The sequence below is a fragment of the Pseudoalteromonas sp. B160 genome (genome assembly GCF_037162485.1).
GTDB classification, from domain to species: Bacteria; Pseudomonadota; Gammaproteobacteria; order Enterobacterales; family Alteromonadaceae; genus Pseudoalteromonas; species Pseudoalteromonas rhizosphaerae.
On record NZ_JARLUX010000001.1, the window covers coordinates 3,863,061 to 3,886,816 of the forward strand.

At 39.2% G+C, this 23,756-nt stretch carries 16 protein-coding genes and 4 pseudogenes; 9 read left to right on the plus strand and 11 right to left on the minus strand.

From position 1 onward, the window contains the following. Nucleotides 1-405: 405 nt before the first annotated feature. The gene (locus tag P4S61_RS18050) at nt 406-1,986 is read left to right on the plus strand and encodes a BCCT family transporter (protein ID WP_145233245.1); all 1,581 of its coding nucleotides are present in this window, start codon (nt 406-408) and stop codon (nt 1,984-1,986) included. An 82-nt stretch (nt 1,987-2,068) separates the two neighbouring features. Here the strand turns inward: P4S61_RS18050 and P4S61_RS18055 are convergent, their stop codons facing one another. The 4 genes and pseudogenes from P4S61_RS18055 to P4S61_RS18070 form a co-directional block, all read right to left on the minus strand. Beyond that, nucleotides 2,069-2,779, minus strand: a complete 711-nt coding sequence (locus P4S61_RS18055) for a 3'-5' exonuclease (protein ID WP_145233243.1) — start codon at nt 2,777-2,779, stop codon at nt 2,069-2,071. Nucleotides 2,780-2,782: 3 nt separating this feature from the next. After that, nucleotides 2,783-4,678, minus strand: coding sequence for a DUF294 nucleotidyltransferase-like domain-containing protein (locus P4S61_RS18060; RefSeq protein WP_337118804.1), 1,896 nt, complete (start codon nt 4,676-4,678; stop codon nt 2,783-2,785). Between the two features lie 93 nt (nt 4,679-4,771). Beyond that, nucleotides 4,772-7,852: an efflux RND transporter permease subunit gene (locus tag P4S61_RS18065; protein WP_145233239.1), complete on the minus strand. Its 3,081-nt coding sequence runs from the start codon at nt 7,850-7,852 to the stop codon at nt 4,772-4,774. Between the two features lie 2 nt (nt 7,853-7,854). After that, nucleotides 7,855-8,870, minus strand: a pseudogene (locus P4S61_RS18070) (efflux RND transporter periplasmic adaptor subunit). Nucleotides 8,871-9,280: 410 nt separating this feature from the next. Between P4S61_RS18070 and P4S61_RS18075 the strand changes: the two are divergent. Further along, nucleotides 9,281-9,622, plus strand: a complete 342-nt coding sequence (locus tag P4S61_RS18075; RefSeq protein ID WP_149982479.1) for a hypothetical protein — start codon at nt 9,281-9,283, stop codon at nt 9,620-9,622. Between the two features lie 95 nt (nt 9,623-9,717). On the opposite strand, the pseudogene P4S61_RS18080 reads toward P4S61_RS18075, so the two are convergent. Next, nucleotides 9,718-9,821, minus strand: a pseudogene (locus tag P4S61_RS18080) (transposase); the annotation flags it as partial. Nucleotides 9,822-10,117: 296 nt separating this feature from the next. Here P4S61_RS18080 and P4S61_RS18085 point away from each other — a divergent pair. Then, the gene (locus P4S61_RS18085) at nt 10,118-11,185 is read left to right on the plus strand and encodes a linear amide C-N hydrolase (protein ID WP_337118805.1); all 1,068 of its coding nucleotides are present in this window, start codon (nt 10,118-10,120) and stop codon (nt 11,183-11,185) included. A gap of 568 nt (nt 11,186-11,753) precedes the next feature. Here the strand turns inward: P4S61_RS18085 and trhO are convergent. Beyond that, nucleotides 11,754-12,760: pseudogene (trhO, locus tag P4S61_RS18090) on the minus strand (oxygen-dependent tRNA uridine(34) hydroxylase TrhO). A 215-nt stretch (nt 12,761-12,975) separates the two neighbouring features. Here trhO and P4S61_RS18095 point away from each other — a divergent pair. The 6 genes from P4S61_RS18095 (at nt 12,976) to P4S61_RS18120 (ending at nt 19,198) form a co-directional block, all read left to right on the plus strand. Next, nucleotides 12,976-14,304, plus strand: coding sequence for a DEAD/DEAH box helicase (locus tag P4S61_RS18095; protein WP_337118806.1), 1,329 nt, complete (start codon nt 12,976-12,978; stop codon nt 14,302-14,304). A gap of 2 nt (nt 14,305-14,306) precedes the next feature. Beyond that, complete coding sequence (locus P4S61_RS18100; RefSeq protein WP_337118807.1) at nt 14,307-15,137, plus strand: CvfB family protein; 831 nt, start codon at nt 14,307-14,309, stop codon at nt 15,135-15,137. A gap of 333 nt (nt 15,138-15,470) precedes the next feature. Beyond that, nucleotides 15,471-16,529 (plus strand): SIR2 family protein, encoded by a 1,059-nt coding sequence (locus P4S61_RS18105; protein WP_337118808.1) that lies wholly within the window; start codon nt 15,471-15,473, stop codon nt 16,527-16,529. Nucleotides 16,530-16,533: 4 nt separating this feature from the next. Beyond that, nucleotides 16,534-17,250 carry a hypothetical protein gene (locus P4S61_RS18110; protein WP_337118809.1) on the plus strand — a complete coding sequence of 239 codons (717 nt, stop codon included), beginning with the start codon at nt 16,534-16,536 and terminating at the stop codon, nt 17,248-17,250. A 116-nt stretch (nt 17,251-17,366) separates the two neighbouring features. Continuing rightward, the gene (locus P4S61_RS18115) at nt 17,367-17,843 is read left to right on the plus strand and encodes a hypothetical protein (protein ID WP_337118810.1); all 477 of its coding nucleotides are present in this window, start codon (nt 17,367-17,369) and stop codon (nt 17,841-17,843) included. Continuing rightward, entirely contained in the window at nt 17,798-19,198 is a 1,401-nt protein-coding gene (locus P4S61_RS18120) for a hypothetical protein (RefSeq protein ID WP_337118811.1), read from the plus strand. Before P4S61_RS18115 ends, P4S61_RS18120 begins: the two co-directional genes overlap by 46 nt. A gap of 263 nt (nt 19,199-19,461) precedes the next feature. Here the strand turns inward: P4S61_RS18120 and pyrF are convergent, their stop codons facing one another. The 5 genes and pseudogenes from pyrF to rpsA form a co-directional block, all read right to left on the minus strand. Beyond that, on the minus strand, nt 19,462-20,166 hold the full coding sequence (pyrF, locus tag P4S61_RS18125; protein ID WP_337118812.1) for an orotidine-5'-phosphate decarboxylase: 705 nt from the start codon (nt 20,164-20,166) through the stop codon (nt 19,462-19,464). 49 nt (nt 20,167-20,215) lie between these two features. Further along, nucleotides 20,216-21,352, minus strand: coding sequence for a lipopolysaccharide assembly protein LapB (gene lapB / locus P4S61_RS18130; protein WP_145233226.1), 1,137 nt, complete (start codon nt 21,350-21,352; stop codon nt 20,216-20,218). A gap of 2 nt (nt 21,353-21,354) precedes the next feature. Beyond that, nucleotides 21,355-21,635, minus strand: a pseudogene (locus tag P4S61_RS18135) (lipopolysaccharide assembly protein LapA domain-containing protein). Between the two features lie 21 nt (nt 21,636-21,656). Continuing rightward, entirely contained in the window at nt 21,657-21,944 is a 288-nt protein-coding gene (ihfB, locus tag P4S61_RS18140; RefSeq protein ID WP_016707218.1) for an integration host factor subunit beta, read from the minus strand. Between the two features lie 62 nt (nt 21,945-22,006). Further along, complete coding sequence (rpsA, locus tag P4S61_RS18145; RefSeq protein WP_029216020.1) at nt 22,007-23,674, minus strand: 30S ribosomal protein S1; 1,668 nt, start codon at nt 23,672-23,674, stop codon at nt 22,007-22,009. Between the last annotated feature and the right edge of the window lie 82 nt (nt 23,675-23,756).

A 23,756-nucleotide genomic window follows, 5' to 3' on the forward strand; every position in this document is an offset into this window, starting at 1 on the left:
CAATCTCGTGCAGCTGCCTCTTACAACTACAAAAAATAATAGTTCAATTAACCACAAAAAACAGCCACGATTACTTTAACAATCAAACTAATTTTTGACCTTTTGCGAATTATGTAGTTTTATATAAAAACATAAAAATGGTTGCAATGGCCATATAAGCCGCTATTTAACTACAAAATCATTTACATTTGGTATTTAACTCATACACTAGTAGCTGTATGATCATCTTTTAAATTAGTTAGTCTTCAAATAAATTTAAGTATCAATTATTACCTAACCTGAACTTTGCTTTAAAAATTTACTAACGTAGTGATTTATTATCCAAAGCTCAGGTTACTTAGACTAATTAAATTAGGTATGTTGCTGGTAACAAGCAGCTTGTTAGGACAACAAAAGAGGTATTGCATGAGCGAAAATCATGACAAATATAGTATCGACAATACGGATTACACCGTAGGTCAGGATAACGTGCAAAAATGGGGGTTTGATATACACAACCCTGTTTTTGGCATCAGCGCGGGCCTGATTGTCATCTTTTTAATCGCCATTCTCGCTACCGATCCACAAACTGCAAAAGCAGCACTTGATGGTGTGAAACTCGATATAATTAATAATTTTGATGCCTTGTTTATGTGGGCTGCAAACTTCTTCGTTATTTTTTGTTTAGCACTGATTGTTTCTCCTTACGGAAAGATCCGTTTAGGAGGCAGTGATGCTAAGCCTTCATATACTCGTGTTTCATGGCTCGCTATGTTATTCGCCGCAGGCATGGGTATTGGCTTAATGTTTTGGGGGGTAGCTGAACCGGTTGCATATTTTACTGGTTGGTATGAAACACCACTGAATGTAACAGCCAACACCCCAGAAGCTGCAAAACTGGCAATGGGGGCAACTATGTTCCATTGGGGCCTGCACCCTTGGGCTATTTATGCTGTAGTTGGCTTATCACTATCATTCTTTACATATAACAAAGGTTTACCACTGTCTATCCGGTCAATTTTTTACCCTATATTGGGCGATAAAGCATGGGGCTGGCCTGGTCATATCATTGATATTTTAGCAGTACTGGCAACTTTATTTGGCTTGGCAACATCATTGGGGTTAGGCGCTCAGCAAGCGTCTGCGGGGATAAACCACGTGTTTGGTCTCGAAGGTGGCATTGGCTCACAAATACTCGTTATTGTTGGCGTTACCCTACTGGCTATTATTTCTGTTGTGCGTGGTATCGATGGCGGTGTAAAACTCCTTAGTAATATCAACATGCTAATTGCTTTTGCCCTTTTGGTATTTGTTTGCTTAGTTGGCTTTGCTGTTGCGATGGGTAATATTCCTACCACCTTTATGGGTTATGTAGAAAATATCATTCCATTAAGTAATCCACATGGCCGTGAAGACGAAACATGGATGCATGGCTGGACTGTATTTTACTGGGCTTGGTGGATTTCGTGGTCACCGTTTGTAGGCATGTTTATCGCTCGCGTATCACGCGGTCGTACTATCCGTGAATTTTTGATTGCGGTATTACTTATTCCAACATTGGTTACAGTATTATGGATGTCAATTTACGGCGGTATCGCAATTGATCAAGTAGTCAATGGTGTTGGCGCACTTGGCCTAAATGGTTTAACCGATGTCCCTATGGCTATGTTTCAAATGCTAGATGAATTACCTATGTCTAATATTTTGTCTGTAATTGCTGTGCTATTAGTTTTAGTGTTTTTTATCACTTCATCTGATTCAGGGTCATTAGTAATAGACTCTATCACTGCTGGCGGGAAAATTGATGCGCCAGTACCACAACGCATATTTTGGGCATCTATTGAAGGTGCTATCGCAGCCGCGCTACTGTGGATTGGTGGTACACAAGCAATCGAAGCACTGCAAGCAGGTGCGGTCTCTACCGGCTTACCATTTACAATCGTCTTGCTGTTTATGTGTTTAAGCCTTATTTTAGGTCTTAGAACTGAGCCGTTACCGGCTAAATAAACGCTATTTAAAACCACAAACGCCGCAAATTTGCGGCGTTTTTTATTTAAGCTTGTTAGCCAAAGTTCAGGTTAAGAAATTTTTAACTCCATAATTGCGAGATCGGTGTATCTTCTCGGTAATGGTGACTCAATTGTGCTTGTAACAGTTCAGCCGTTGCTAAAGCGTCAGTTAAAGCGTTATGGTTTTTATACACAGGTAATGAATAGCGCTGGCGACAATCACCTAATCTAAGCGATCCTAACTTAGAATTAAATAACCAACCTAGCAAACCCTGCCTGGCTTTTAAGGCTTTTCGTTCAATTTCCATGGTATCAACCAAAGCAAAGTTGATCCCCTCGTTAAGCCTAAGTAACAGTGCAGTATTTAAGAAGTGCCGCTCAATCGCGCCATAGTGTACAACAACCACTTTACCACTGAGTGCTTGCAATAATGGCTCAATAATATGATTAAAATCCGGTGCATCGTCAATTTCTGAATGCGTTATGCCATGTATTACAATGGATCCCTCGTTGAAATTACGCCTAGGGCGCACCACCCAATGGCGACTATCTTTGCAATATATACGCTGTAAATTAAAAGGAATTAAACCAACGCTGACAATATCATCACTGGTGCTATCTAAACCGGTTGTTTCAAAGTCCATTGCAACAAATGGCACATCTTTAATTGCTGCGAATTTATCGCTAAAAGCAGCTCCATAAAAACGTTTGATAGTGTCATTTTGAGCGCCGCTTAATAAATTTTTATAGCGTGTTGCCCAGTCAATCATTGCTTGCTTTTTGAAAGCCATAAATTACTTTACCACAGAGTTTGCTGAGTAACTAAATTTCAAATAGCTTTGTGCTTTTTCTAAAATTGCAAAAGCTTCTTTTAAGTTACGCTGCTCAAAAGGCGATAATAAATGAGGGTCTAAATCGTTGTCGGGTTCTTCCCCCTGTTCAATTTGCCATGCTTGGTGACGGATCCGCATCATGGCAATATATTCTAGCGCATCTCGCAAATCTTGTGCTTTGCCTTGCGGTAGGAGCTTGGCTTCAATAATATCTTCTAAGCGTTCGAACGAGTTTTGCTTACGTGATCCAACCGCCAATGCGTGAACACGAATAACATCTGAAAGCGGCGCTGTGCCTCTGCGCTTTAAATTCATAGAACGTTTATGCTGACCGTTGTGCTCCATAACAAAGCCTTTAAAAAACCCCAATGGTGGGGTTCTGTTGCGAGCATTTGCAGCCATATTAGCTAAAAATACGCGATTAACTTTGCTTTGTTTGGCAATAAATATTTTAAGCTCATCGGCCCATTTGGTTTTACCCCACACCCCGTCTAAATCAAAAAATATGGAGCTATTTAGTAAGGCTTGCGGTTTAGGCAGCTCTATCCACTGAGTAAATTGCTCAAACCATTGTGCACGTGTTTTTCGCCATTTTTTAAATGACGCCATTATTTCGCCATCACAATAGGTATAACCGCATTGAGCTAAACCATCACAAACAAAATCGGCAATATTTTGAAAATACGTATCATGAAGTTCATCATCATAATCATCATCTAGAATGAGCGCGTTATCTTGATCAGTAACAATGAGTTGCTCATCCCGCGCCATTGAACCTAATGCGATAAAACAGTATGCAACCGGCGGCGGCCCATACTTTTCTTCGGCTAATACCAGTAACCTTTGTTTAAAAGTGCGGCCAATCACAGCCATTGCCGTGCCAATCATATGCGAGTTTGCATCTTCATTTACCATTCGTACAAACACATTCGGCAGCTGGCGTGCATAGTGTGTTAAATCTTCAATTGATTGCTGCGCAAGTATTCCACGTACCAATAGCAAGCTGCTTTGTGATTCATAGCGTAAAATATCAGAAAGAGAAATAACCCCAATTGGACGGCGTTTTTGGACCACCGGTAAGTGATGTAAGTTATCACGTAGCATCGCAAGTACAGCTTCGAAAACATAGGCATTGGCATCTAATAAAACCAAGTTTGTAGACATTATTGTATGCGCGGGTGTGTCAAATGCCAGCCCATGAGCAATGACTTTGGTACGTAAATCTTTGTCTGTGATAATACCAACAACTTGACCATCATCTTCCTCTGGGTCGTCGTTAATAGGTTTGGTACTATCAGTAACTAAAACCGATGACACCGATTCATCAGTCATAAGCTGGGCAACTTGTTGCACCGTTGAATCAGTATTAACTGTTACCACATCACGGTGGATCAGCGATTTTACTTTTGCCGTGGTTAAATCATTACCATCGGCTTGTTCAACAATTGCCTGATGTAAACGAACATTACCATCCGTTTCAAAATAGTCAGCAAATGAATCAAATTCGTCGCAATAGCGGTTAAATAGTTCAACATTAATGCAATACACTAGCGTATCTTCAAGTGCTTTAGCTGGAAAGCGAACCTTGCGATTCATCAGTAAACCCATCTGCCCAAATATACCGGCAGTAGTTAAACGATTATCCAGTTCCCCATTACGTCGATACATTTCAACAGAGCCGCTTCTGATCACATAAAGATCGGCTATATCTTGACCAAATAATAAAATATCGGTGTGCGCTCTAAAGTAGGCGACTTCAACCTGTTGCGCGAGCTCATTGATTGCTTTACTCGGTAGGCTGTCAAAAGGCGGGTGTTGTGCTAAAAACTGCGCGATTTCTACTTGTTCGGCTTGCATAAAAAAACCTGTTGGGGATAGCTTTCCCAAGTGTGAGCCTAATTAACTTATTTTTCAAAGATAAATAGTTAATTAGGCTATTTTATTTGTGATTTACTCTACCTTATCAAGCTCCTGCGCAAGTTGCTTACTTTCATCACCACGAGGGGTAGTAAAGCGCGCTAAGCCCAAGTAAATTACCGGTGTTAAGTACAACGTAAATAGCACCGCTAAAGACAAGCCACCAAACACGACCCAGCCAATGGCATTGCGAGCCTCAGCTCCCGCCCCGGTTGATAATATCAGCGGCAGTGCACCTAGTAAGGTTGATATCAAGGTCATAGTAATTGGTCTTAAACGTACTAATGCTGCTTGCTCTACAGCTTTACGAACTGTTAAACCTTGGTCGCGCAATTGGTCAGCAAATTCAACTAACAAAATCGCGTTTTTCGCGATTAAACCAATTAACATCACCAAACCTATTTGCGAGTAAATATTTAACGAAGTACCAGTTAAATACAGTGCTAAAATTGCTGATGTAATACCAAACGGTACTGTTACCATCACCACCACAGCACTATTAACATTTTCAAACTGTGCGGCTAATACTAAAAATACGATTAAAAATGCCAGTATGTAAGTGATAAATACTTCATTAGAAGTTTCTTCAAAGGTTAATGCTTCACCTTTAAATGCCAAGCTAATGCCACTTGGTAGCGTTTGCTCTGAAATATCACGTAATTGCGATACCAGCTGTGCAATACTCATGTCCGCCGGCAGTTCCATATCAAGCTCGATGGCACGACGCTGTGCGTGGCGTTCAAGCTCGGCGGCAACACCTTCTTCTGTAATGGTTGCAACGCTACTCAGTGGTACTAACTGACCGTTATTTGCACTGATATATAAATTAGCGAGATCACTGGGATCTTTAATGGTTTGATTTTGTGCTTGCAGAATAATCGGTACCGATTGGTCACCAATATTTAAATCTGCAATATCATCGCCATTTATCGCAGCACGTAAGGTGATTGATATATCACTCAGTGACACCCCTAATTCCTCTGCACGGCGTCTATCAATATTAACGCGCAATTGCGGCTGTGATGGCTGATATGAAATACGCACGTTGTCAATCGACGGGATAGTCTGCTCAACCTGTGCAGCAAAATCTTGTGCGGCCTTATAAATCTGCAGGTAATCTTGCCCTAATAGTGCCAGCTCAATACCGCCACCTTGACCGCGTAAATTTAAACTATTTGACCCAGACGGATAACCTGCCGCCCCAGGAATATTACCCAGCGGACCGCGAATTTTATTAATGATCTCTTGCTGTGAAAAATGACGCTCATCCCAGTGTTTTAAAGGCACAGTAATAAACACAATATTTGGATCCCACTGCCCTACAACAGTATAAATAGATTCAATTTCGCCGCTTTGCACATACGGCAGCAAAATATCTTCCATTTGCATTGCTTGACGGTCCATAAAATTCAAACCAACACCGTCAGGGCCCCGAGCAAAGATACGTATTTTTCCGCGATCTTCTGAAGGCAGTAATTCATTATCTAAATTGAGATACAAAGCACCCGAACCCGCAGCGACTAATATACTAGCTATAAACGTAAGCCACGCATGATCAAGCACCCAATGAATGGTTTTAGTATAAATATTAGCAAGCCAATGACCTATTTTAGCAAATGGGTGTTTACCACCTTGTTTGAGTTTTAGCTTTGAGGTGAGCGCTGGCACTAGTGAAAGCGCAACAAAGCTTGAAATGATCACCGCTCCCGCAAGTACCCCACCAAACTCCCTAAATAATCGCCCTGCTGTTGAGGGTAAAAAAGCGATAGGAACAAATACCGCCGCTAACACCGCTGTCGTTGCGACAACAGCAAAAAACACTTCTCGCGTGCCAATTACCGCAGCAGCACGGCGGCCAAGGCCTAAACCGCGTTGACGTTGAATGTTTTCGCTGACCACAATCGCATCATCAACAATCAACCCCGTTGCTAACACTAATGCCAGCAAAGTAAGTATATTGATTGAAAAACCCAGTGCCCATATCAACGCTAATGAACCAACCAAGGCAACAGGAATTGCAAATGCAGGCACTAAAGTCGCGCGCCAAGAGCCGATAAATACCCATAATGTAATGATCACCAGCAGCACAGTTAGCACCAGTGAGTAAATCACCTCATCAACTGAGCTCCTGATAAATTGTGCATCATCAGAAGTTAAAGTAAATTTCAGCTCCGGAAAACGCGTTTGCATTTTTGCTAATAAACTTAATACTTCGTCAGATATTTCAATGGTATTTGACTGTGCTTGACGTATAACTTCCATGCCAATCACTGGCTGGCCGTTTAAGCGCACCATAGAGCGAGGATCCGCAGGACCAAAATACACCGCCGCAATATCACCAATACGCGTACCATCACGAATAATAATATCGGCCACTTGCTCAGCGGTAACTGAGGTTGCATCTGCGCGCACTATAATTTGTTGATCCGTCGATTTCAAACTACCTGCCGGTACATCAAATGGCGCTTGGCGCAGTACTTGGGCTACATCAGGAACGGTTAAATTAAAACTGGTTAATTTAAGTGGATCAAGACGCACCCGTAAAACACGTTTTCGGTCACCATTTAAACGTACATCGGCCACACCTGGAATGGTTAAAAACTGCGGTGCTAAATCAACCTCAACCAGTTCAGTCAACGCTTCAAGGGCTATGGTATCGCTTGATACGGTTAGCGATACAACCGCCTCAGCATCATTATCAGCCTTGATAATAGAAACGCGCTCAACTTCTTCAGGCAACTCACGTTGTACACGTGCTACCGACTCACGGGTTTCATTCGCAGCATCATCAAGGTCAACACCAGCACGAAACTCAACAACAATCCGTGCGTTACCTTCTTCACTTTGTGCGCGAATAGTTTTTACACCACTTACGCGGGCTACCGCCCCTTCAAGTTTACTGGTTACTTCGGTATCAACAGTCTCTGGGGAGCCACCAGGAAATGAAGCCGACACCGTGATCCTTGGCGTATCAACATCAGGCAGTTCACGAACTTCAACCCCGGCAATGGCCGCAATACCCGCAATAATGATCAGTAAATTAAGTACTACAATAAGCACTGGGCGGCGAATGGCCATTGAAGGGAGATCTTGCATCATAGGTTGTTGTTTCATACCTACTCCTGCGCTGCTGCAAGCGGCTTGATATAATTAAGCTCTTGCGCTGGGCGTAAACGTTGTACGCCTTCAACTACCAAAATATCGCCTTCGTTTAAAGGCCCAGATACGAGCAAACGACCCGCTAAACGTTGCTGAATTTTAACATCAACGCGAGTTGCCTTTTGCTCAACACTTTTCCATACATAGGGGCCAGTTGCCCCCATAAAAGCGCAGCTTCAGGCACTGCAACTAAACTCTGCCCTAATACCTCAATATGTACTCTAAAACTCATACCCGGTAAAAATTGTGCTTGTGCATTATCCAGTTTTGCTTTGACACGCAGCGTACGTGTTTGTGGATCAATGCGTGAGTCAAGATAAGCGACTTGCGCATTTATCGCATCGCTTCCTTGCCACGGCATCACAGTCACATTACCGCTAGTTCTAAGCATTGTAATGGCTGACTCTGGTGCATTAAAATTAATGTATAACGAACGAGTATCATCAATACTGGCGATGGCTGTTTGAGTGGTAATTCGATCGCCAACTTCGACATCCGTTAACCCCATGGTGCCACTAAAAGGTGCTCGTACTTGGCGATCTTCTAATTCGGTTTCGGCTTTAGTCACCGCAACCATAGCTAACTCATACACGGTTTTTGCATCATCTAGATCGCTTTTTGGCACCGCGCCTTTAGCATGACTTTGCTGTAAACGTGTTTGTATTCGTTCACTATCTGCAAGTTTTATTTTCGCTTCATTAAGCGCCGCTTTTTGTCTGCGCGAATCGAGCTCTAATAAAATAGCTCCTGCGGTTACCTGATCACCAGGTTTAAAATGCACAGCCGTGACTTTATCCCCCACTGCAGGATAGAGGATAACAGAGCGAATCGCTTCGGCATTACCAACCGCTTGAACTTGCTCTTTTGCACGTTCCATCGCAACAGGTTCAACAATTACGTTAGCAGCAAATGCCGATGGCATTACCGCTGAACAAGTAATAAAAACACTGACTAAAAGAACTCGTAATTTCAAAAAGATCACCTAATTAATTATTATTTCTATTATGGTACGCAGTGTAACAGTGTTTTGATCAATAAAAAGTCTAGTTCGATTAACTGTCAAAACAATACGTTGAAATACCTTTATAGGGGAAAGTAACTATAGCAGTGTATTTAATGCTAAGAGGCTAACTAGCTATAAATACCCTATATATAAACAGCCTAATTGGTCAGAATAAGGTATTGTCTTAAATTTACTCATAATGGTAGTTTGAGCTTTTAGAACTAAAAATTGTTGAATTTACGGGTTAATAAACCCTGAAAGTGGTCAAAAATATCTAGTTTATTGCTAAGTACTTTTGAGTAAGTGGGCAAACAGGTATAGTGTGCAACAATAGTTTTTATTAGGGTCCACTCTGCTAGTTTATATTTAAAAGGACAATTATGTTTAAGCAAAAATTTACCGATATACATGGTATTACACACCAAGAAGCCGTATTTTTGGTCAACCTTATTAACATTAGTGAACAGCTTTCTAAACAACTACAATTCGATCACAGCGGAGAAGTTAGCGTTGAGTCTTACGAACATGGCAATGTTGAATTTTCAGCCGTTTATTGGACATCAGCAAAAGCTAAAGAGGACGGTTGTGAGCCGCTGATTTTTATGTATAAAAAAGATGTGTACACACTAGAGCAATGCACTATTGCTGTAGATAACGCTAAAGACATGACACCTGAACAGCTCACCAATGCCGCCGAAGCGCATTTAAAAACATTAATCTAAAGTTAGCATGTATACATGGTGATTTAATAAAAACATCACCGTGTTAACACGCTTATTTAGAACTTAAGATGACACCTATCACAATTATTTACCTAAAAAAGATACTCACCACATAAAAATGCACGACGCACGCCACGGGATACGCAATGGTAATAACCGTATCCACACAATTTATTTGACGTTTCCTTGCAATTGCCATGTATCAACCAGTTTGTATTTTGGACTAATTAAAAATTAATAATATGGAAAATACATACTTTAGAGTGCGTGTTTACTTTTTCCTTTTAAAAATATAAATAAATTCCAATCTCACTAATAACATAGAAAAAATGAGCTAAAATTTAAAGTTTGTATTGGTCATCAAATGATGTGGTTTTATCTTTTGTGAACTAATGTCTTATTCCAGGTACAGCCTAGGTGCAAGAAAGGTTTATTTGCATAACATTTGCGGTACTTTGTGCAGACTGAGACATAATTTAAAAAAGGGTCCTGGATATGAAAAAATTTATTGCAACGACTACTAAAATTTTTCTGATTTCTACTATGCTACTAAACGCAAAAGTTAATGCGTGTACTCGCCTTGTTTATCATTGTCCAGATAACACAGTGTTGACCGGTAGAAGTATGGATTTTTCTATTAATATCCCTGCAAATTTATGGATTTTCCCCAAGGGGATTGAGCGTAATGGTGAGGTTGGGCCTAACTCAATTAGATGGCGTTCAAAGTATGGAAGCGTAGTCGCTAGCTCATGGGATATTGCAGCACCTGACGGAATGAATGAAAAAGGACTAGTTGCAAACCTATTATGGTTGGTAGCATCTGAATATCCCAAATTTGATTATGATGGTGAGCGTCCAGGTCTTACTATTGCAGCTTGGGCACAGTACGCGCTTGATAATTTCGCAACTGTTGATGAGGCGGTAAAGTTTTTCGAACAAGAAAAGTTTGCAGTTGTATCAGACTTTATTCCTGATACCGATAAGTTCACGACAGTTCACTTATCATTATCTGATGCAAGCGGAGATAGTGCTATTTTTGAGTACATAAGTGGCAAATTAAAAATACATCATGATCGTTCATATAAAGTGATGACTAATGACCCCGTATATGAACAACAACTTGCTATAAAGAGCTATTGGGATACGGTCTCTGGTCAAGACTTTCTCCCAGGTACTGGTAAAGCCGCCGATCGTTTTGTTCGAGCATCTTATTACTTGAGCGTATTACCACAGACTAGTGACCCTAAAATCGCAGCCGCAAGTGTGTTTAGCGTAGTCCGTAATGTTTCAGTTCCTTATGGAATTGCAATCGAGGGGCAACCTCACTTATCTAATACTCGCTGGAGAGTTGTTGCTGATCAGGGGAATTTAATTTACTACTTTGAAAATGCGCTTACTCCAAATGTTGTTTGGGTAGACTTTAATAAAGTGAGCTTTGAAAAAAATGCAGATGTCATGAAGTTGCCATTAGATAAAAACCAGACTTATGCTGGGGAATCCAGTTCTTATTTTATTAAATCAAAACCTTTTAAATTTAAAGGGTTAGATAGTAATCCATATTAAAAATTAGTTTACAGTGTAAGTCCGCAATGATCGATATTAGTTGTGGACTTAATATAGCAAGTTTAAAACCTAGTAAACAGCGAACTAAAGTTTATAACTATTCAGAAATTCTGTGTTGCTCATATATCGTTTAGATCTTAAACGTATCCAATTACTTATATATCCCCCACTGTTGCTGAAAAACTCTAAAAGCTAGGTCAATGCCGCTTTTGGCAACAGTGATGAAATTTTATCAGCGCAGGTCCGATAACTGTATCTAAATTTCTAGGCTCTTTATCTTTAATAGCTTGGTTATTATTATTACTCTTATAAGACGCAACATCCTCCATGTAACTCAAGCGCAAGTTTATTGTTGAAAAAAGCTCTTGTGCTGTACTTGCAGCAAAAAAATTAGATGAGAGCAGCAAAGGTCAAGATGATTCGAAACATAATATCTTACCTTGTGAATTAGGGGGCTGTTATTGTGCAATAAAACCCTAAGGATTAAATTTATTCAATCTTGATTACCATCAAAAAAGCCCCAGACAATGCTGAGGCTTTATAAAACGGTAGTAATAGCTCTACTAAATTACTTTTTACGCTGTGCGTCTTTTTGCGCTTTTTTAGCTTCTTTACGCTTTTGTAAAACGGCTTGTGCTTCGTTGCCAATATGGCCTTCGCCACGAGCTTGCGCTAATTCAATTTGCTTTTGACGCTCAGCAAATCGTTCACGTTGTTCATCGGTAACATCATCAATACAATGATGACACGAAACACCTTCCATGTACTCTGGTTTGAGTTTTTCGTCTTCAGTGATTGGCATACGACACGCATGACATTGATCATATGAGCCTTTTTGTAGGTCGTGATCGACTGCTACGCGATTATCAAATACAAAGCACTCACCTTCCCACATGGTTTCTTCTTTTGGTACTTCTTCTAGGTATTTTAAAATACCGCCTTCAAGATGGTACACATCTTCAAAACCTTGCTCTTTCATGTAAGCAGTTGATTTTTCACAGCGAATACCACCAGTACAAAACATAGCTACTTTTTTATGTTTGCTCGGATCGAGGTTTTCTTTCGCCCACTGCGGAAACTCGCGGAATGTTTTAGTATTTGGGTCTACTGCGTTTTGAAAAGTACCAATTTCGATTTCATAATCGTTACGGGTATCAACTAAAATAACCTCAGGATCTGAGATCAATGCATTCCAATCTTGTGGTTTTACATAACTGCCAACCACTTTCAGCGGATCAATCCCTTCAACACCCATTGTGACGATTTCTTTTTTAGTTTTACCTTAGTACGGTAAAACGGGCATTCATCATCAAATGATTCTTTGCTAACAATGTTATCAAGGTTTGGTTGGCTGTCTAACCAGCTTAAAAGGTTGTCAATGCCTTCACGCTTGGCAGAAACTGTGCCGTTGATACCTTCTGCGGCAATTAATAAAGTACCACGTACTTCATTGGCTTCCATCACATCTAACAATGGTTGGCGTAGGGCTTCGTATTCAGGTAAAGAAACAAACTTATAAAGTGCACATACAACAAAGTGCTCGCTGGTTACATTGTCTTTATGGACAGCAGTCATGGTGATTCCTATTTTGCTTTAGCCGTTATTGGCGGTAACCGAATCGTAAATCCGGCGCATAATACATATTGAGGGCGCGTATTTTACGCTTTTTCTAATTAAATGCAAAAAAAGCAGTGATAATTGGCTTTTTACTGTTAGCCGCACTCGGGACTGCGCTATAATAGCGAAATTATTTATACCCAAACAAATTGCTCATTTTGGAGAAACACACTTTGCATTTTACTGATCTTGGGATTGATACTCGCCTTGAAACACAATTAGCGCATCAAGGGATCACCCAGCCCACTGATATTCAGGCCCATGCAGTGCCCACCGCACTTGCAGGCCATGACATTTTCGCCCAGTCTAAAACTGGGTCGGGCAAAACCTTGGCATTTTTATTACCTGCTGTTCAACGGGTTATGAAACAAAAGGCGCTCAGTAAACGTGATCCTCGTGTGCTTATTGTGGCGCCTACTCGTGAACTGGCGACCCAAGTATTTACCCAACTTCGCCTGCTAATTGCAGGTACTAATATTAAAGCGGTGAAAATATTAGGCGGTGAAAACTTTAATGATCAAATTAAAGCACTGCGTAACGACCCGCAATTTGTTATTGCTACACCGGGTCGTTTAGCCGATCACTTAACTCAGCGTTCATTGCAGCTAAGTGGCCTTGAGTTACTTATTTTTGATGAAGCTGACCGTATTTTAGATTTAGGTTTTACTCCACAGTTAAAGATGATCAACGAGCAAGCTGATCATCGCCTGCGCCAAACATTATTGTTTTCAGCGACACTGGATCATGCACAAGTCGATGCGTTATCACGTAATTTACTGAAAAAGCCAAAACAAATTACCCTTAGTGCGGCTAACGAACAACATTCAGATATTAAACAAAGCTTATATTTAGCTGATCATCTTGATCATAAAGAAGCGCTACTTGAGCATTTTTTAAAGCAAGACGAGGTCGGGCAATGCATTATATTTACAGCGACTCGTACTGATACCAGCCGTTTAAGCGAATCACTTAATGCTAAAGGTTTTAAAGCCCAAGCATTAGCAGGTGATTTAGCCCAAAATAAACGTTTAGATATCATGGACGGCTTTAGCCGTGAAAACTTTAAAATTTTAATAACCACCGATGTTGCCTCTCGTGGTCTTGATTTACTGAGCGTAACTCATGTAATCAATTTTGATTTACCTAAACACGCTGAAGAGTATGTGCATCGTATTGGTAGAACTGGTCGAGCTGGCTTTAAAGGTACCGCTATTTCACTGGTCGGTCCTAAAGATTGGTTAAGCTATAAAGCAATTAAATCATTCTTAAATGATGAACTTGAGTTTCATACCGTTGCAGGGTTAAAAGGTAAGTTTAAAGGTTTACGCGAACCAAAACCTGATGCAACATGGGCTAAAGCACAAGAAAATGTAAAGCCTAAAGTAAAAGCTGTGACTAAACGCAAAGCAAAACCTAAAAAGCCACAAGCGCCAATCAAAGCCCCTCTTAATATTGATGGTGATGCACCAATGCGCCGTCGTAAAAAGCCAGAACAGGAATAATTATGAGTTACCTTGGAACCACCCAAACCCTATTCGTTAACGAAGTAAGTAACGAAGGCGCGTACCTTGATGGTCATGATCTGGGTGAAGTTTTTTTACCAAGCAGTGAAATTAAACATGAGCTAGAAGCTGGCGACAGTGTCAGCGTATTTATCTTTTTAGATAACGCTAATCTCGCCACCGCAACAACTAAAAAGCCGTTAGCTCAAGTAGGTGAATACGCCCTACTTCGTGTTAAAGAAATCAACAGCATTGGCGCTTTTTTAGATTGGGGGCTTGATAAAGATGTACTGGCACCGTTCAACGAACAAAAGCCAAGAATGCAAGAAGGCTATTCTTATTTAGTACGTTTGTATTTAGATAACGCCAGTGGCCGTATTTGTGCATCGAATAACTTTAATCGTTTTATCAATAAAACGGAGCCTGAGTACGCGCCGCTACAAGAAGTACAATTAATTGTCGCTGGCAAAACCGATATTGGCTATAAAGTATTAATAGAAGAAGCACATTACGGCGTTATATTTTACAACATGGTGTTTAAAAACATGTTTGTTGGCCAACGCTTAACTGGATTTATTCAAAAAGTACGTGAAGACGGAAAAATTGACGTTATTCTTGAAAAACCAGGTATGGCTAAAGTAAGTGACTTAGGTGAAAAAATAATGGATAGATTAAAATCCGAAGGCGGTGTTATTGCTTTAGGTGATAAATCGGATCCTGAACTTATCAAAAAAGTGTTCTCTACCAGTAAAGCAAACTACAAAAAAGCCATTGGTGGTTTGTTTAAGCAAGGGTTAATTGATATTGAAGCTAAGGCTATTAGGCTTAAGTAAGCGGTCAATTTAAAATGATAAAGAAAAGAGTAAAGTGAAAGCTTTACTCTTTTTTATTTCATAAGCACCAATGGCAACAATGAGCGTGAAGCTGACGGTCGGGCAAACTCATTTTTGGACATTTATGAGTTAAAGCCGTAAATGGCTATATGCAATATACTGTCGTTACATTTGTGATGCCCAAGGGGAAGGTTTACGGCTTTGACTTGTTGTACTTATGTAAAGCCTTATGTGCGAAAAATTATTTTTTTAAGGGAGGTATGTTATTTTCACCTTCAGATACCCCCTCTATTGATTTTATATGGAGGTAATTTTACTAAAAGGATTTTTGTAATGCAGTTTGTGAATAATGGACCAAATATTCCTGAAAAGCTATTACAAGCACATGAAGAAGGTAAGGTTGTTTTCTTTTGCGGTGCTGGGATATCTTTTCCAGCTAAACTCCCAGGGTTTGGTGGGCTTGTTAGAAGCCTATATGAGAATCTAGGTGTTGTTCCTTCCCCAATACAAGAGCAAACATTAAAGCTAGGACAATTTGACACTGCTGTATCATTACTAGAAGCGACTAGACCAAGTAGTGAATGGAGAAACGCTGTTAGAAAAGAGTTGGTTAATCAATTAAAACCTGATTACTCTGATGCAAATGCTACTACTACTCACAAAGCTTTACTTCAGCTCGCAACAACAAAAGATAAACGAGTTCGTTTAATAACTACCAACTTTGATAGAATTTTTCAAGACGTTAGCTTAAGTGAAAAAATAGACTTTCCTATATTTCAAGCTCCATTACTTCCAGTCCCAAAAAGTAGGTGGAGTGGTTTGGTTTATTTACATGGATTAATACCTGAGAACATCAGCGATTTTGACCTTGATAATTTAGTTATTTCAAGTGGTGACTTCGGATTGGCATACTTGAATGAGAGATGGGCTTCACGGTTTGTTAGTGAGCTGTTCAGAACTTATGTAGTGTGCTTTGTAGGATACAGCCTTAATGATCCTGTACTTAGATATATGATGGATGCTTTAGCAGCGGACCGTTTACTAGGTGAATCACCTCCTGAGATGTTCGCGTTTGGTAATTATAAAACAGGTAAAAATGAAGAAAAAGAATATGAGCACGAAAAGCAAAACTGGTTAGCTAAAAATGTCACACCTATTTTGTACAAAAACCACCGACATCATTATTATTTACATAAAACGTTAGAAAAATGGTCTGAAACCTATAGAGACGGACTGGTTGGAAAGCAACAAATAGTAGTAACGACTGCTTTTACAAAGCCATCTGAAGCGGATTTAGATAATGGATATGCATACAGACTTGCTTGGGCTTTAAGTGATCCAACTGGTATTCCTGCAAAAACATTTGCTCAATTAACCCCCTCCACCTATTGAATGGTTGAATGTACTTAATGAAATTAAGCTTGATAAAAGTGATCTACCACGTTTTGGTATAGTAGACACAAGCTTTAAAGAAAATTTTGAGTTTAGACTTTTCAGTAGGCCTCCAAAAAGCGCTTTTTCACCAAATATGTCATTAGCAAGTTTTTCTCATGATGAGGTACAGTGGGATAAAGTAATGAACTTTCTTGGCATCTGGTTAGTTAAGCACTTAGATAAACCAGAACTTGTTCTCTTTATATGTAAACAAGGAGGAAGGCTACATAGCGATTTACACTGGAAAATTAATAATGAGCTAAGAGCGCACAGGAAAAATAGTGGTGACATTTTATGCGCTAATTTAGGTGAAGAAATGCTAACTATATGGGAGTTAATACTATCGGGCTATTGCACTAATTCTATCCATCGTTTTAGTCTTTACTCATGGGTAGATAAATATAAGGTAAACTATTTATCATTACCCCTCAAACATGAGCTAAAGACATTACTTTCTCCAAGAATCCGTTTTAGTGAGCCTCTGAGTTTAGCTAGCTCTGTGAGTGGGATAAAACGTATTTTTAGGAGTGAGGTTGTTCTCACTAGTTCTCACCCATATTCCGCGTTGAAAGAACTAAATAAAGTTGATAAATGGAGCCATGATATTGGTAATCTATTTATTGAGTTTAATTTAATTCTATTAGAAATAATGGAGTTGAAGAGTTTACTGGGGAAGTAAATGAGTATTATGATTATTCATACATTCACCAGCCTTCGATCGCGAAACATCCACAAAATAAACATCATAATGATTGGACTGTATTAATTGAGTTAGTTAGAGACTCATGGCTTGCAATGAAAACAACCAATTCCAATGCCGCTATGAACGCTATTATGGATTGGTGGGCGTTACCATTTCCAATCTTCAAAAGGTTGGCATTATTTGCTTTAGCAGAGTTACCCCAAAATTTTTCAGTGGATGTAAATGAGCTACTGGAAATAGATGACTCACGTTGGTTATGGAATACCGCGACACAACGAGAGATATTAAGTTTATTACCAAAACTTTTTTTAAATTTAAGTGATGTTGATAAGAATCGACTAGTTTGTAATATTTTAAAAGGGCCATCTAAATCTTGGTTTAGGAAAGAACTTACAGAGCAAGAGTTTAAGGATATTAAAGATCGTGCTATTTGGCTTAGATTATCCAAATTAAAAAATTCTAGACTAAATGTTGGTATTGAGGGTGATAGGGCATATGAAAAAATGCTTCAAAAGCATCCAATATGGGGGAAAAAATTAAAGAGGAACAAGAGTTCCCTTTTTGGATGAGTACAGGTTTTCATAAAGGACTGGAAAATAATACTCCTTCAGAGCTTAATAGTTTAATAAAATGGCTGGAGGATAACCCTGAGGGAGGGTTTCGAAATGAAGATGATTGGTCCATTCGATGTAGAAAAGAACCAAAATTTGTTATAGAGGCACTTATTCAATGTAATTCATGGCTACCAAAACGATGGAATGAGGCAATAAACATTTGGTCTGAAAATAGGCGGCTTTCTTATATTGCTTGGGACTCGTCATGTAATTATCTTCTAAGTTTAGAGAAAGAAAAGTTAGTCGACATATCAAGGTCTCTTGCGTTTTGGCTTGATAAAAATTTCGATTGTAAGGTAATTACAAAAAGTAAATTTTTTACCTTTTATGATCTATTAATAACTTTACCATTTGAAAAAGAGATTGATATTAATAGAGATCCGCTAATGGCTGCAATAAATCACCCCGTTGGAATCTTGACTGAACTTTTATTTAAACAATGGTATAGAGAAAAACCAAAAGATGGTTATGGTATAAGTTCAGATTATGAGGAAAGGCTCAACCATCTGTGTAATCAATATAATGAAATATATATTTTATCTAAAGCAATTATATCTACTAATGTTTTATCTCTTTATAGTGTTTCACCTGAGTGGGCTGAAGAGCATATTTTAAACTGGTTTAATTGGAGCGATTGTAGTTTTTCTCAGGTAGCATGGTTTTGCTACTTATGGTCACCAAGATTGCACAAAGAGTTTTTAACTAAAATAAAAGCAAATTTATTAGAAACAGCATCTCATTTAGATGATTTAGGTGAACAATCACAACAGTATGCTAAATTTTTAACCTATGTTGCTCTCCAGAAATATGATGAATATGGAGTCAAAGAAGTCGCCGTTGCCTTCTCACAACTCTCCGGAAATGCTTTTTATCATGTTACTGTTGCGTTAAACGATGCATTAACGAGTTCTGGAGATAAATTTGATGAATACTGGGAAAATAGAATTAAACCCTTTTTATTAAAAGTTTGGCCTAAAAATCAAAATTTTAATGAATTAACAATAAATCAACTTGCAATTCTATGTTTAAACACTCAAAAATATTTTGTAGAAAGTTATTCTATACTGCAGCATAGTTTAAGTAACATTAGTGATTTTAATTATTTATTGAGAAAGTTAAATGAAACAAATTTACCTGAGGAATATCCTGAAACTGTATTGAAGTTTTTAAATCAAATTATCGAGGATGAACCTAGAATTATATTAGGTGATTTAAACGCAATTTTAGCTCGAATTAGCTCAGTTGATCCATTATTAATAGAAACTCAAAAATTCTCTAGATTAAATGCATTGGGAATGTTAACAGGTTAGTCCTGTATGGTTCTTCTGAGTTCAAACATAACATTTTTAACTTTGAAGTTTTAGTCAATGACCGTCCGTTAATCTCGAAGCAAACCTTTAGAGCATTTACGTTAGCTCGGAGTAAGTTAGAGCCTCACATTCGAAAATGGCACATTCCAGACTATTCATCGCCAAGTTATTAAGTTTGTATACCCAGAAACAAAAAGAGCAAAGTAAATACTTTGCTCTTTTTTCTTAGTATTAGTAATAGTACTAATTAAAATAACGCTTGTTTATTTTATCGAGTCATTAATTTCTTTAAGAACCGCAACAGGATCTGCTGCTTGTGTGATCGGACGGCCAACAACTAAATAATCACTACCATCATCAATCGCTTGTTTTGGCGTCATAATACGCTTTTGGTCACCCGCGTCGCTACCTGCTGGGCGAATACCTGGGGTCACTAGTTTAAAGTCTGCGCCAAGTTCCGCTTTTAATTTCTTTGCTTCTTGCGCTGAGCACACTACCCCGTCAAGGCCTGATTCTTTGGCAAGTTTTGCTAAATAAATAACCTGCTGTTCTGGGGTTTTATCAACCCCTAAACGAGTAAGCTCTGCGGCATCCATGCTGGTTAAAACAGTAACCGCAATTAACAGTGGCGCTTTATCACCAAATTGTTCAAGCGCTTGTTTGGCTTTAGTCATCATTTCGACACCGCCACTGGCATGAACATTAACCATCCACACTCCCATTTTTGCCGCTGCTGTAACAGCTTTAGCAACTGTGTTTGGAATATCATGGAATTTAAGGTCTAAGAATACGTCAAAGCCTAAATCAATCAGCTCTTTAACAAACGCAGGACCAAAGTAGGTAAACATTTCTTTACCTACTTTTAAACGGCAAGTATCAGGAGAAAGTTGTTTAACAAAATTTAATGCTGTTTGCTGATCATCATAATCAAGGGCGATAAGAACTTTTTTTGAATGTTCGAGAGACATAACTTTCCTAAAACTGATTGTAGAAGTAAGTGAATATTTTTATAGAAAACTAAAAACCGTCTAAACCACGGCTCGGTACTATGGTTTCCCAATGTTTGCACGAAGGACAAACCCAATAAATTGTATGACTGGTAAAGCCACAGTGTTGGCACTGAAAATCTGGCTTGGTCGCAATATAAGATGTGACCAGTTTATCTATTTGGTCTAGTACATCTTTAATATCATTATTTTGTTTTGCTAATAGCTGTAATAAAAAACTAAAGCCACGAATTGTCGGCTGACGCTTTAAACTATCAGTTAAAAATTTGATTGCTTGTTCGGTATGCCCTTGCTCAAGTAATGCTTGGCAATGTTTTATTTTTATTAGCACCCCACCCTTATCAAGTAGCTGCTGTAATAATTCATGAAATTGGTGGGTTAAGTTTAATTGCTCATAACTATGCGCTAAATCATCTATAAACAAAGGGGCAAAAAAAGTGAAACTACAGATCAGCTCACGCCAATAATAAATTGCTTTTACGTAATCTTCTTTTGCAAATGCTGATTTACCTAATTCATATAATGGGCGGATCGCTTTATGATTTAGGCTAATGGCTTTGCGCATAATTTGCGGATCATTGCTAAGCAACGCAGCTTCACAATAAAAGTTAGCTATGGCTTTGAAATGTTGCGGCTTTGAAAATAAATCACTGTGTGCTTCAAACATATTGATACCCTTTTCCCATTCGCGTGTTTGCGAATATAAATTAAGTATCGGCTCTAATGCATCACTGTGGTTGGCTTTTACTAACCACACTAAGTGTTCTTCGGCGCCATCAAGCAAACCCGCCATAATATAATCTTCAGCAAGTTCAAGGCGACTAGCCGCAGCTTGTTGTTCATTAAGGCTTGGGTGTTTGAGCAGTAATTCGTGGATTTTTATTGCACGATCTAATTCACCTCGGCGGCGAAACATCGTTGCTAATGTAGAATAATGTTCAACAGAGTCAGCGGCGACTTCAAGCAAGTTGATTAAGTGCTCAAGGCCTTGATCTTCCTCTCTGTCGAGTAAAAACTTTAAGCCTTTACTGTATTCAGATGTGATCTGACGATTAAGTTGATGAGCTTGGTTTTTAGCGCTATTTTTACCCATGATCCAGCCATAACCAGCCGCAACAGGTAAAAGTAAAAACAAAAGCTCAATCATAGTTAGGTGTCTTTATTAGCAACAAGCTTATTATTATCTTTTTCAGGCGCTAATTTTTTTTCAAACGATAGTTTTGCCACTTTAATTGCGAAAACAATTTAAAGCTAATAAAACAACCAATTGCGACACCTAAAGCAAAGCAGATACTTATTATCATTGCGAGGGGTAAAGTATTGCTGGCAATAATATAATTTATTTGCACTAACTGTGGATTTTGCGAACCAAGTACAAATGCAAAAATTAAGCATATTGCTACCAGGATAATTTTTAATACCCTAAACAAGTAACTACTCCAACTAAGTAACTAGGCAATGCTCGCGTTTACGCGATCTCTTAACTCTTTGCCTGGTTTAAAATGTGGTACGTGCTTACCTTCTAACTCGACCGTGTCGCCAGTTTTTGGATTACGACCTGTGCGAGGTGAACGAAAGTGTAATGAGAAACTACCAAAGCCACGGATTTCAATACGATCTGAGCTTGATAATGAGCCGGCCATTTGTTCAAGAATTTCTTTAACAGCATTCTCAACATCTTTCACAGGTACATGCGCGTGTTGCTCGGCTAATTGTTCTATCAATTCTGACTTAGTCATAACGTTTCCTTAAAAAGAGATAAAGGAAGGGCAACACTGCCCTTCCAATTAAGACTGATTAATTAGTCTTTTTGTGCATTTGCGAATGCAGCTGCCATTGCGTTTTCGAACACTGGCTCTTCTTTCTTAAGCTTTTCTAGTACTTCTTTCTCTTCTGCTTCGAAAAGAGCTTTAACTGAAAGGCTTAAAGTGCGGTTCTTACGATCAACACCAACATATTTCACTTCAATTTCGTCGCCTACAGAAACAACAGTAGTTGCATCTTCAACGCGCTCTTGAGCGATATCAGCTACACGGATGTAACCTTCAACGCCTTCGATAAGTTCAACAGTTGCGCCTTTCGCATCAACTTCTGTCACTTTACCTTTAACAATAGCACCTTTTTTGTTTGCATCAAGGTAGTTATTGAATGGGTCAGCTTCGATTTGCTTAACACCTAGAGAGATACGTTCACGCTCTGGGTCAACTTGCAATACGATAGCAGTGATTTCGTCGCCTTTCTTGAATTCACGTACAGCGTCTTCGCCAGGTGTATTCCAAGAAATGTCTGAAAGGTGTACAAGACCGTCAATACCACCGTCAAGACCGATAAAGATACCGAAGTCAGTGATTGATTTGATCTTACCAGTAACTTGATCGCCTTTGTTTTGTAGGCGAGCAAATTCTTGCCAAGGATTAGCAATACATTGCTTAAGACCAAGTGAAATACGACGACGTTCTTCGTCGATTTCAAGAACCATAACTTCAACAGTGTCGCCTAAGCTAACAACTTTAGAAGGATGGATGTTCTTGTTAGTCCAATCCATTTCAGAAACGTGTACTAGACCTTCAACGCCTTCTTCGATTTCTACGAAGCAACCGTAATCTGTAAGGTTAGTTACACGACCAGAAAGTTTAGAACCTTCTGGGTAACGACCAGCGATAGCTGCCCATGGATCTTCACCAAGCTGTTTAAGGCCAAGAGATACACGAGTTTTATCTTTGTCGAATTTAAGAACTTTAACTGCGATTTCGTCGCCAACATTAACGATTTCTGAAGGGTGCTTAACACGCTTCCACGCCATATCAGTAATGTGTAGTAGACCATCAACACCACCAAGGTCAACGAACGCACCGTAGTCAGTAAGGTTCTTAACGATACCTTTAACTTCTTGACCTTCAACAAGGTTAGCAAGAAGCTCTTCACGTTCTTGTGAGTTTTCAGATTCGATAACTGCACGACGTGAAACAACAACGTTGTTACGTTTTTGATCAAGCTTGATTACTTTAAATTCAAGCTCTTTGCCTTCAAGGTGAGTTGTGTCACGTACTGGACGAACATCAACAAGTGAACCAGGTAGGAAAGCACGGATTGAATCAACTTCAACAGTGAAACCGCCTTTAACTTTACCGTTGATAACACCAGTAACAGTCTCTTGCTCTTCACATGCTTTCTCAAGACGGATCCACGCTTCGTGACGCTTCGCTTTCTCACGAGAAAGGATAGTTTCACCGAAACCGTCTTCAATTGCATCTAGTGCAACATCTACTTCGTCGCCAACAGCAACTTCTAGTTCACCAGCAGCATTTTTGAACTGCTCTGCAGGGATAGCACTTTCTGATTTAAGACCAGCATCTACAAGTACAATGTTGTTCTCGATAGAGATAACTGTACCTTTAACGATAGAGCCTTGCTCTGCTTCAAAACCCTTTAAGCTTTCTTCAAATAACTGCGCAAAATTTTCTGACATACGAATATACGTCTCATATATTATTACCAATAAGCAACCATGCTGCATGGGGTTGTTAAAATAGCACTGGCATCCTGCTGGC

Coding starts and splice junctions, on each gene's coding strand:
- P4S61_RS18085 (WP_337118805.1), top strand. CDS start 10,118: ATGAAAAAATTTATTGCAACGACTACTAAAATTTTTCTGATTTCTACT.
- P4S61_RS18050 (WP_145233245.1), top strand. CDS start 406: ATGAGCGAAAATCATGACAAATATAGTATCGACAATACGGATTACACC.
- P4S61_RS18105 (WP_337118808.1), top strand. CDS start 15,471: ATGCAGTTTGTGAATAATGGACCAAATATTCCTGAAAAGCTATTACAA.
- P4S61_RS18115 (WP_337118810.1), top strand. CDS start 17,367: ATGAAAACAACCAATTCCAATGCCGCTATGAACGCTATTATGGATTGG.
- rpsA (WP_029216020.1), bottom strand. CDS start 23,674: ATGTCAGAAAATTTTGCGCAGTTATTTGAAGAAAGCTTAAAGGGTTTT.
- P4S61_RS18055 (WP_145233243.1), bottom strand. CDS start 2,779: ATGGCTTTCAAAAAGCAAGCAATGATTGACTGGGCAACACGCTATAAA.
- ihfB (WP_016707218.1), bottom strand. CDS start 21,944: ATGACTAAGTCAGAATTGATAGAACAATTAGCCGAGCAACACGCGCAT.
- lapB (WP_145233226.1), bottom strand. CDS start 21,352: ATGATTGAGCTTTTGTTTTTACTTTTACCTGTTGCGGCTGGTTATGGC.
- P4S61_RS18100 (WP_337118807.1), top strand. CDS start 14,307: ATGAGTTACCTTGGAACCACCCAAACCCTATTCGTTAACGAAGTAAGT.
- P4S61_RS18120 (WP_337118811.1), top strand. CDS start 17,798: ATGGGGGAAAAAATTAAAGAGGAACAAGAGTTCCCTTTTTGGATGAGT.
- P4S61_RS18065 (WP_145233239.1), bottom strand. CDS start 7,852: ATGAAACAACAACCTATGATGCAAGATCTCCCTTCAATGGCCATTCGC.
- pyrF (WP_337118812.1), bottom strand. CDS start 20,166: ATGTCTCTCGAACATTCAAAAAAAGTTCTTATCGCCCTTGATTATGAT.
- P4S61_RS18075 (WP_149982479.1), top strand. CDS start 9,281: ATGTTTAAGCAAAAATTTACCGATATACATGGTATTACACACCAAGAA.
- P4S61_RS18060 (WP_337118804.1), bottom strand. CDS start 4,678: ATGCAAGCCGAACAAGTAGAAATCGCGCAGTTTTTAGCACAACACCCG.